General features: G+C 34.6%; 12 protein-coding genes and 2 pseudogenes. All 14 read right to left on the bottom strand.

The features are described from left to right. A pseudogene (locus ABZC13_RS13940) lies at window positions 1–801 on the bottom strand (F0F1 ATP synthase subunit beta); the annotation flags it as partial. A gap of 11 nt (window positions 802–812) precedes the next feature. After that, window positions 813–1700, bottom strand: a complete 888-nt coding sequence (gene atpG / locus ABZC13_RS13935; protein WP_373005210.1) for an ATP synthase F1 subunit gamma — start codon at window positions 1698–1700, stop codon at window positions 813–815. A gap of 10 nt (window positions 1701–1710) precedes the next feature. Next, window positions 1711–3228, bottom strand: a complete 1518-nt coding sequence (atpA, locus tag ABZC13_RS13930; RefSeq protein WP_373005207.1) for a F0F1 ATP synthase subunit alpha — start codon at window positions 3226–3228, stop codon at window positions 1711–1713. Window positions 3229–3249: 21 nt separating this feature from the next. After that, entirely contained in the window at window positions 3250–3783 is a 534-nt protein-coding gene (locus ABZC13_RS13925) for a F0F1 ATP synthase subunit delta (RefSeq protein WP_373005204.1), read from the bottom strand. Beyond that, window positions 3784–4299, bottom strand: coding sequence for a F0F1 ATP synthase subunit B (locus ABZC13_RS13920; RefSeq protein WP_373005201.1), 516 nt, complete (start codon window positions 4297–4299; stop codon window positions 3784–3786). A gap of 9 nt (window positions 4300–4308) precedes the next feature. Next, window positions 4309–4731: a FoF1 ATP synthase subunit B' gene (locus tag ABZC13_RS13915; protein ID WP_373005198.1), complete on the bottom strand. Its 423-nt coding sequence runs from the start codon at window positions 4729–4731 to the stop codon at window positions 4309–4311. A 124-nt stretch (window positions 4732–4855) separates the two neighbouring features. After that, a complete protein-coding gene (locus ABZC13_RS13910; protein WP_373005195.1) occupies window positions 4856–5698 on the bottom strand; it encodes a ParB/RepB/Spo0J family partition protein in 843 nt (280 codons plus the stop codon). Beyond that, window positions 5698–6480: a ParA family protein gene (locus ABZC13_RS13905; RefSeq protein WP_373005192.1), complete on the bottom strand. Its 783-nt coding sequence runs from the start codon at window positions 6478–6480 to the stop codon at window positions 5698–5700. The genes ABZC13_RS13910 and ABZC13_RS13905 overlap by 1 nt, the downstream gene beginning before the upstream one ends. Beyond that, window positions 6477–7112, bottom strand: a complete 636-nt coding sequence (locus ABZC13_RS13900) for a biotin--[acetyl-CoA-carboxylase] ligase (protein ID WP_373005189.1) — start codon at window positions 7110–7112, stop codon at window positions 6477–6479. Before ABZC13_RS13900 ends, ABZC13_RS13905 begins: the two co-directional genes overlap by 4 nt. After that, entirely contained in the window at window positions 7093–8001 is a 909-nt protein-coding gene (gene fmt, locus ABZC13_RS13895; RefSeq protein ID WP_373005186.1) for a methionyl-tRNA formyltransferase, read from the bottom strand. Before fmt ends, ABZC13_RS13900 begins: the two co-directional genes overlap by 20 nt. Further along, window positions 8001–8768: a glutamate 5-kinase gene (gene proB, locus ABZC13_RS13890; RefSeq protein WP_373005183.1), complete on the bottom strand. Its 768-nt coding sequence runs from the start codon at window positions 8766–8768 to the stop codon at window positions 8001–8003. The genes fmt and proB overlap by 1 nt, the downstream gene beginning before the upstream one ends. A 1-nt stretch (window position 8769) precedes the next feature. After that, complete coding sequence (gene obgE / locus ABZC13_RS13885; protein WP_373005180.1) at window positions 8770–9870, bottom strand: GTPase ObgE; 1101 nt, start codon at window positions 9868–9870, stop codon at window positions 8770–8772. Between the two features lie 148 nt (window positions 9871–10018). Further along, window positions 10019–10276, bottom strand: a complete 258-nt coding sequence (rpmA, locus tag ABZC13_RS13880; RefSeq protein ID WP_373005177.1) for a 50S ribosomal protein L27 — start codon at window positions 10274–10276, stop codon at window positions 10019–10021. A gap of 24 nt (window positions 10277–10300) precedes the next feature. Further along, window positions 10301–10370, bottom strand: a pseudogene (locus ABZC13_RS13875) (50S ribosomal protein L21); the annotation flags it as partial.

The raw sequence follows: 10370 nt of genomic DNA, 5'->3' as shown, positions 1-10370 counted from the left end.
TGAAGGGATACGACCAAGAAGTGCTGACATCTCAGAACCTGATTGAGCAAAACGGAAGATATTATCAACGAACATTAGTACGTCAAGGTTCTTCTCATCTCTAAAGTACTCAGCCATAGTAAGACCAGTAAGAGCGATACGGTTACGTGCTCCTGGAGGCTCACTCATTTGACCATAACAAAGTGCAACTTTGTCTAGTACGTTAGAATCCTTCATCTCATGATAAAGGTCATTACCTTCACGAGTTCTCTCACCAACACCAGCAAATACAGATAGACCATCATGACCCATTGCAACATTGTGAATAAGCTCCATGATAATAACTGTTTTACCAACACCAGCACCACCAAATAGTCCAACTTTACCACCTTTAGAGTAAGGAGCAAGTAAATCAACAACTTTGATACCTGTCTCAAACATCTCTGTAGTAGTTGACTGATCAACTAGAGGTGGAGGCGCACGGTGAATTGACCAAGTAGGAGCGTCAGAAATCTGCTCACCACCATCAATAGTCTCACCAATTACATTAAAGATACGACCTAGTACCTTTTCACCAACAGGAACTTTAATAGGAGCACCAGTAGCTGTAGCATTCATACCACGAACTAAACCTTCACTCATATCCATAGCAATTGTTCTTACACGGCCATCACCTAAGTGAGCTGCAACTTCAAGTACTAAACGATTTTCAGTACCTTCTAAACTAATTTGAACTTCGATTGCTTCATTAATTATTGGAAGATAACCATCAAAATCAACATCAACAATCGGGCCCATAACCTGGCTTATTTTACCAATCATATTTTTCTCCATTATTTCATAGACTCCACACCACTTATAATCTCTATAAGTTCTGTAGTAATAGCTGCTTGTCTAGCTTTATTAAACTTAACATTTAGTGACTTAACCATATCTTTAGCATTATTAGTAGCAGTATCCATTGCCTGCATTCTAGCACTGTGTTCAGCAGCAACTGAATCAATTAGTGCATAATACATAGCATATTCAACATATCTACTAACTAAAGAGTCTAGCATATGCTCTTCATCTTGAGCTTCTATCTCAAGTATTGAGTCTTGTACATCAGAGCACTCAAACTGAGTTGTATCTACAGGTAATACACTATTAACATGTAACTCTTGAGTAATCATGTTTTTGTATCCGTTATAGATGATGTGAAGACCGTCGATTTTGCCATCTTTGTAATCTTCAATAGAAGTCATGATGAATTCATCAGCTCTTTCTTTATCAGGTTTTGAACTTAAATTAGTAACTGCGTCAAATAATTCAACTTCGTTATATTTAAAAAACTCAACACCTTTTTTACCGATACCACGTAAACGCACTTTTACATTTTTATCTTTATACTCTTTGATAAGTTTTTTAACAGCTTTAATAGTTTGAATATTAAAACCACCACATAAACCTTTATCAGCAGTAACAAAAACAATGTCAACCATTTTTGGACTTTCAATCTCTATAAAACAGCGATTATCAATTCCTCCAACTTTATTACATTTTATGCGTCCAGCTATTTCGGCAATAACCTGATTCATTTTTGCAGCATAAAGACGAGAGCGTTTTGCAAGCTCTTCAGCACGGCGAAGCTTTGCAGTTGATACAAGCTTCATTGCACGAGTCGTCTTTTGAGTGTTAGAAACACTCTTTATCTGTCTTTGAATATCTTTCAAGTTTGCCATAAAGTTTTCCTTACGCTACTACGAAAGTAGCTTTGAATTCTTCAAGTGCTTTGATTAATAGTGCTTTAGTATCATCATCAACTTTTGAAGTGCTTCTAATATTCTCAAAAATCTGAGGATAAGATGCTTCAATAAACGGATATAACTCAGCTTCAAAACGAACTACATTTGATGGATCGAAATCATCTAAGAAGCCTTCGTTACCAGCAAAAATAATAGCAACTTGCTTCTCAGCAGATAGTGGAGAGAAAGGTCCTTGCTTAAGAACTTCTACCATTCTTTGTCCACGCTCTAGTTGATTACGAGATGTCTCATCAAGATCAGATGCGAACTGAGCGAATGCTTGAAGTTCACGATACTGAGCAAGGTCAAGACGTAAAGTACCAGCAACTTGCTTAGTAGCTTTAATCTGAGCAGCACCACCAACACGAGATACAGAAAGACCAACGTTAATCGCTGGACGTACACCCGAGTTAAATAGTTCAGTCTCTAGGAAAATCTGACCATCAGTAATTGAGATAACATTAGTTGGAATATATGCCGCAACATCACCAGCTTGAGTCTCAATAATAGGAAGAGCAGTTAAAGAACCTGCACCTTGTTCATCACTTAATTTAGCAGCTCTCTCTAAAAGACGAGAGTGAATATAAAAAACATCACCAGGGTATGCTTCACGGCCCGGAGGACGACGAAGGATAAGTGACATCTCACGATATGCAACCGCATGCTTAGATAAATCATCATATACAATTAGACCATGTCTAGCGTTATCACGGAAGTATTCACCCATAGTAACACCAGTATATGGAGCTAAGAATTGAAGTGCAGCAGCTTCAGCAGCTGTTGAACTAACAACGATAGTATATTCTAATGCTCCATGCTCTTCTAAACGACGAACTATTTGAGCAACAGTTGACTCTTTTTGACCTACTGCAACATAGATACAAACAACACCATTACCTTTTTGGTTAATAATAGCGTCTAGTGCAACTGTAGTTTTACCAGTTTGTCTGTCACCAATAATAAGCTCACGTTGACCACGACCGATTGGAACTAGAGCATCAATTGCTTTAATACCAGTTGCTAATGGCTCATGAACAGATTTTCTATCCATAATACCAGGTGCTTTTTCCTCAACGAAACGAGTTTCAGTTGTCTCAATTGGACCTTTACCATCAATTGGCTCACCAAGGGCATTAATAACACGACCTAAAAGTGCGTCACCAACTGGAACTTTAAGAAGTTTACCAAGTCTTTTAACTGACATACCTTCTTTTAGTCCTACGCCTAGTCCAAGAATAACAACACCTACTGCGCTCTCCTCAAGATTCATTACTAAACCTTGAGTCCCCTCTTCGAACTCTACCATTTCACCAGCCATAACGTTGTTAAGTCCGTAAACTTGTGCAACACCATCAGCGTAAGAAACGATTTTACCTGTTTCATTGATATCAACACTTAATTCAAAGTTATCGATACGCTCTTTAATTATTGAACTGATTTCATCAGCTTGAATTTTTGCTACCACTACTTTTCTCCTCTCATGAAGTTAAATTGCTTTTACTATATGTTCTATTATTTGATTATTGATTCTTGTTTTAGAAAAGTTAATTTCTACACCAAGATCTTCTACATCCACTTTTATACCATTGAAGTCATCTTTAATAAAATCTAATGAAATATTTGAATCAAATTTTTTACTTAAACCACTACTTAAGTCTTGAATAACTTTTGCATCTAAATCACTATCACTATATACAACACCAGAGTAAGTTTTACTTGTATTTGCCGTATCTTTTCTCATTCCTTCTGCTAAAGCAGGGATAATTGAAGTACGATTTTTCTCTACAAGCAACTTAACTAAAGCATTAATATTTTCAGACTCAGCAGGTTTTACTGCAGCTAAAAGAATTTCTGACTTTTGTTCTTTACTTACCATAGGATTGTCAATGATTTGGATAAATTTTGCATCATTAAACGATTCAGCTAAAGCTGAAAAGACTACAGTCATATTTTCCATTGTCTGTGCATCAGAACTCTGCTTTAGAGCTTTGATATATCTTTTTGCAATTAACTCTTCCATTTATGCCACCTTCTTTAAGATAACATTAGCCATAGCTTCTTTATCAAAACTATCACTACTTTGACTTAGAACTTCGCTTAAAACATCTTCAACAACATTACGAACCATTTTTCTTTGTTCGAATTGCATTAAAGTTGTACTTTGCTTAGTAATTGTCTCTAAGTCTGCTTCACACTGAAGCATAATATTGTCATTTATGATCTTATTTTCTCTTTTTGAAGCAGTCACTAACTCTTCTGCAAACTTTTCAGCATCAGAAATCTTAGCTAGAGCTTCTTTTTTAAGAGAAACAGAGTCACTTAACTTATCTTGAACTTTTTGCAACTCATCAGCAATTCCCTGACTTCTTGCAGCAAAAAAGTTTTTAGCAGGCTCAGCAACAAGGTACCAAACAAGACCAAAAAATAGTAAAAAGTTTACTGTTCTTTGAACAATGTCTGTCCCTCCGCCCTCTGCACCACTAGATGCAAATGCATAAGTTGATATCATTATAATTAATAGTAAAATTCTACTCACACCACATCCTTATATTTGACTAAATTTAGCTTTTACAGCTTCTTTAAACAGTGGAACTTGTGACATTATGTCACTTGTTAACTGCTCTTTAGATTCAGCAAGTGATTGCTCAAATTCTAAATATTGGCTAGCTAATTCAGCACGCTTCGCTTCTAACTTACTATCTGCTAATTCTTTAGCATCTTCTATCACTTTCTCTCTTAGGGCCGCAGCTTCCAGTTTAGCATTTGTAATTATTAATTGAGCTTTTGAATTAAGTTCATTGATTTCATCATCATTATTACCTACTTTTAGTAAGTCTTTTTTAATGTCCTCATCTCTTTTATTCATAAAACTAAATAATGGATTATAAAGCCAACTGTTTAGAACGGCGATTAGTGAAAGAAATACAACAAATGTAGCTAAAAGTAGTATCGGATTTATATCTAACATAGCACCTCCTAAAAGTTGCGTGATTATACTACGTCAAAATTGAAAGGATAGTTAAACTATGAAAGAATTTTAAAGAATTTTATAATTTTTATAAAGAATGTGAAATTTACACATCGTTTTTACACTATTTTGAAATATAATTCAAAAAGTCACTGATTTGACTTTCAGCATTAAACTCAATAGTCAATTTATTTTTGGAAGTTTTTACATTAAAACCCATATTGTCAAATCTTTCTTTAATATCAGAAAAATCATATTCAACAAAACTACTTTTAACATCTGAAGATTTTTTTTCTTCTTTCATATTTTTAATAATTGATTCAACTTCTCTAACACTAAGCTTTTGACCGATAATTGAATTTACCATAAGTTGTTGTTGTTTTTCATCAAGACCTATTAAAACTTTTGCATGTCCGGCAGTGATTTTTTTCTCAACTAAAGCTTTTTGTGTTTTTGAAGATAACTGAAGAAGTCTAATAGTATTTGTAATATGTGTTCTACTTTTATGTATTTTAGTAGCAAGTTCTTCTTGTGTTACATTATACATTTTAATTAGTTCACTATACGCTTCTGCTAGTTCAACTGCATTTAATTCATCTCTTTGAATATTTTCAATTAGAGCGAATTGTCTCATTTGCTGCTCATCTGAGTTAAGTATTATTGCACGAATTGTTTTTAACTTAACTAACTTAGATGCACGGAGCCTTCTCTCGCCTGCAATCAGTACATAACCGTCAATATCTTCAGTTACAACAATTGGTTGAAGTAGTCCATCATTTTTAATAGATTCACCAAGTTCTAAAAGAGAATTCTCATCAAAATGCTTTCTGGGCTGAAAAGGATTTGGTTTAATATCTTTTAATGACAATTCAATGACAGCATCTCTATATGAACCTTCATTTTCATATGCTTCATCTATTTCACCTAAAAGTGCATCTAGTCCACGGCCGAGTTTTTGAGATTTCATTATGCTATTATCGTTTGTGCTAAATTTTGGTAAGCTACTGAGCCTACAGATTTCACATCATATAGAATTGCAGGTTTACCAAAAGATGGAGCCTCTGCCAATTTTACATTTCTTGGAACTACTATATATTTATTTTTTTGATCTTTAAAAAGTTTACCGTTAAAGTGTTGAGACAAATCAGCAAAAACCTGTTTTGAAAGATTGTTCTGAGAACTGAACATAGTAGGTAAAAAACCTTTTATGCTGAGACTTGGATTTATTGATTTTCTCACTAGTTTAACCGTATTTAAAAGCTGTGCAAGACCCTCTAGTGCAAAAAATTCACACTGAATAGGAATAATTACAGAGTTAGATGCTGAAAGGGCATTTATAGTCATTGGTCCAAGTGCAGGAGGTGAATCTATAATTATATAGTCATAATCTTTTTGGACGTTTGCTATAGCTCTTTTTAAAACAAGCTCTCTGCCGTCTTTATTGTCATTATCATAATACTCTTTTTCAATTCCAACCAGACCAATGTTCGAAGGAGCAAGGTGAAGTGTTGGGATGTCAGATTTTAAAATAATGTCTTTTAACTTTTTAGTGCCAATCAGTACATGGTAAATGTTGAACTCATAATCATTACGGTGAAAACCTAATGATGTGGTTGCATTAGCCTGTGGATCTGAGTCTATCAAAAGCACTTTTTTTTCTGCTACAGCCAGTGACGCAGCTAAGTTTACAGCAGTGGTTGTTTTACCAACCCCACCCTTTTGATTTGCAATTACTATTACTTCACTCATCTTAGACTATATATCCTTTCGCCGTTGCGTACTATGGAACCATCACTCTGAAGCGTTACATCTTCCAATGGAATTCTTAAACTTTTATTATGTGTAAAAAAGTTTTTGTTCTTGTCAAATTCTAACTGATATTTACTAAAAACTTGCTTCCATGAAATCTTTTTTTCAATTTTTTCGAAATATTTTTGAACCAAATCTTCTCGACTCACCTCTACATCTAACTTTGCAAATCCTTCAGGTTGTGTTACCAAATTTAACCCTACCCCACAAATAAGCACATTATCTACAATATTTGTAATCATACCGCCGATTTTTTTATCTTTTACATAAAAATCATTAGGCCATTTTATCCAAACTTCTGAATTAAAATCATTAAGTGCAGTTTTTAAGATATAAGCAAAATATATAGATGCAGATTCCAGTTTTAAATCTTTTGGCAAGTTTTTCAACTCAATTGCAAAAGATAAAAACAGATTTCCTTCAAGTGAGCTCCATCTGTTTTCTCTGCTTCCTATACCGTCTATTTGAATATCCGCTATCACTGCAAATGGTGGTTCTATCTTCTTTGCTTTTATAAGCTCTTTTAAGTGGCTCTGAGTCGAGCCTATCTCTTTAAGCCAAAGTATCTGCAAGACTCAGTCTCTTACCATTGATATAAGAAAGTATATCCATTTCTTTTTTAGATGCAGGCTGTACTTTAAAAATTCTAACGCTTCCTTTTTTACATCCAACCACTATACTATCTTTATCTATACTAAGAATTTTTCCACTTTCATTAGATGAGTCTCTATCTTCAAGTTTTATACTTTTTAGTTTTAATCCACTCTCTAAATAGATAGCAGGCCATGGAGTAAATGCACGGTACTTATTATAAAGCTCTGTCGCATTTGTAAAACTAACTTCTCCATCTTGCTTACTTATCTTTGCACAATGTGTTGCCAATGAATCATTCTGTTTTACAGGTGTATATGAATTGAAGTTTTTTAAAACATCAATAGTCAGTTCAGTCGCAGTAAGGGTAAGTCTCTCAAATAGTGTCTCAACCATTTCATCATCACTAACATCTATTTCATCTATCTTTAAAATATCACCAGTATCTAATCCAACATCCATAAGCATAGCTGTTACACCAGTTTTAATATCTCCATTTAGAAGAGTCTGCTGTATAGGGCTTGCACCTCTATATGCAGGAAGTATAGATGCATGAAGGTTTATACATGGAGCATGTTGTAAAATCTCTAGTGGAAGAATTTGTCCATATGCAGCGACAACTATAAAGTCTGCCTCTATTTTTAAAAGCTCTTCTACAGTATCGGCATCTCTTAGTCTGTTTGGTTGATATACGTCTATCATATGTTTTTGAGCTAGAGTCTTTACAACAGGTGGAGTCATTACTTTTTTTCTGCCTACCGGTTTATCAGGTTGAGTATAAACTGCAACAACATCCATATCAGCAGTATTTATAATACGTTCTAAAATAGCTTCTGCATAATTAGGAGTACCCATAAAAATAATACGCATTAACTATCTCCTTTTGTAAAAAGTGTCCCACCTTTATGATTAGCATCTATCATATAGCTTTTAACATCATTAAGATCAAATCCGCTTGCTAAAAACATATCAATATCAGATGCTAAAAGATAGTTAGCCGCCTTTAGTTTTGTAACTATTCCACCTGTAGCAAATGTTCCGTGAGGAGTTGCATCTTTTTCTAAAGCACACTCTTCAATGATGTTTACAACTTTTAGTACATTCGCATCTTTGTTTTTATGCGGATCTTCATCATAGTAAGCATCTATATCTGATAATATAATCAACATATCAGAATTTGTATGTTTAGTTATATAAGCTGAAAGTTGATCATTATCTCCAACAACAAGTTCTTCTGTGGCAGTTGCATCATTTTCATTGACGATAGGAATAACACCGTTTGATAAAAGAGTATCAACCGTATTCTTTATTCTCTCTATATCTTCTGATTTATTGAAGTTTGCTGCAGTAACAAGAACTTGAGAGATGATGATATCGTGTTGTTCAAACTTTGTAGCATATTTATGCATTAGTACCGGTTGTCCTATTGATGCAAGAGCTTGTTTGTTTTGAAGGACGCTACGATCAAGTTGAAGTTTAGTATACCCTGCTGCTACTGCACCTGAAGAGACTAAAATGACTTCATTATCTTTTTTTAACTCTACTAAAAAATCTACTAGAGCTTGCATACGCTCAAGAGCAACGCAATCACCTTGTGTTAAAACAGCACTACCGACTTTAACAACTACACGTTTCATGCTATTCTCTATCCGTTTGTACTAGATTAAATAGGGCATACTTAAGTGCTTCTATATTTTTACTTGTTGCCGAAGATATTGGTGCAACCAGGTATGGAAGAGTTTTATCATAACCTAAAGTCTCATCTGCTGAATCTTGTACAAAAAATGGCATTTCACTATCAAAGTTAAACTCATTTGTTTTAGATGCTTCTAGACCAAGAAGCTCTAAAAAGCCATTTACAAGCTCATTTATCTCATCTGGCGGTACAATGTCAACTCTTGTAAGAGCAATAGCATATTTACTTTCACCTAATTTTTCACTAAATGATTTTATTTCATCTTTTAGTACTTCAATCTGTTCTTTTAAATCTCTATAAGAAGCTAAATCTATCATATATAAAAGTGTTTTAGTTCTTTCAATATGTCTTAAAAATTGGATTCCAAGACCTTTACCCTCATGAGCTCCACCGATAATACCAGGAATATCTGCCATTACAAATGACTCAAAGTCACCTATATTAACTTGACCAAGCTTTGGTGTAAGTGTTGTAAACTCATAATTAGCTATCTCAGGAGTAGCATTTGAGACTGTAGAGATTAGAGTTGACTTTCCAACATTAGGAAAACCGACAAGCCCAATATCAGCAATAAGTTTTAGATCAAGTTTTATATTTCTTGTCTCACCCTTTTCACCTGGTTGAGCATAAGTCGGTCTTTGATTTGTAGGTGATTTAAAGTGAGTATTTCCAAGTCCACCTTTTCCGCCTTCTAAAAACTTAACCTCTTGTCCATCTTCAACCATATCAAAAAGAATTTCACCACTTTCCATATCTATAATCTGTGTCCCAGGAGGGACGATAATAACTGTTTTAGCACCAGACTTACCTGTCATACGAGAACCCTCGCCAGGAACACCCTTGTCTGCTTTTATATGCATTCTTCTTTGGAAGTGAGAAAGTGTATGCGTATTGTTATCACATTTGAACCAGATGTCGCCACCTTTTCCACCGTCACCACCATTAGGACCACCGTTTAATACAAACTTTTCACGACGAAATGCTACACACCCTTGTCCACCTTTTCCTGATGAAACTGTTAATTCGACACTATCTGTAAACATTTTGATATCCTTGATTTATTACTTGTTAATACTTAAAAATTCACTTGGATTTAAAAAGAGTAAATTGTTAAATATTTTAATTGTTTTAGGTGTTAAACCTAATAATTGAGTGTAGAAATATTTGAGCCGAAGCTCAAACATTGTGGAATTATGCAGCAGGTATAATTGAAACTTGTTGACGTTTTTTGTCTTTTCTTTCGAATTTAACAATACCATCAACTAGTGCAAATAAAGTATGATCTTTACCCATACCCATGTTTTTACCTGGGTGAACCTTAGTTCCTCTTTGACGAACGATGATGTTACCAGCTACAACAGCCTCTCCACCATACTTTTTTACACCAAGTCTTCTACCAGCCGAGTCACGATTATTCTGTGTACTACCTTGACCTTTCTTATGTGCCATCTGAAATCTCCTTAGTTTATGCTATTAAGCAGCTATTTTCGTGATACGAACACGAGTGAAGTCTCTTCTGAAACCTCTTTTAACTTTACTGTCT

This window comes from Sulfurimonas sp. (genome assembly GCF_041563035.1).
Lineage (GTDB): Bacteria > Campylobacterota > Campylobacteria > Campylobacterales > Sulfurimonadaceae > Sulfurimonas.
This window is presented reverse-complemented; position numbering and strand designations above follow the sequence as displayed.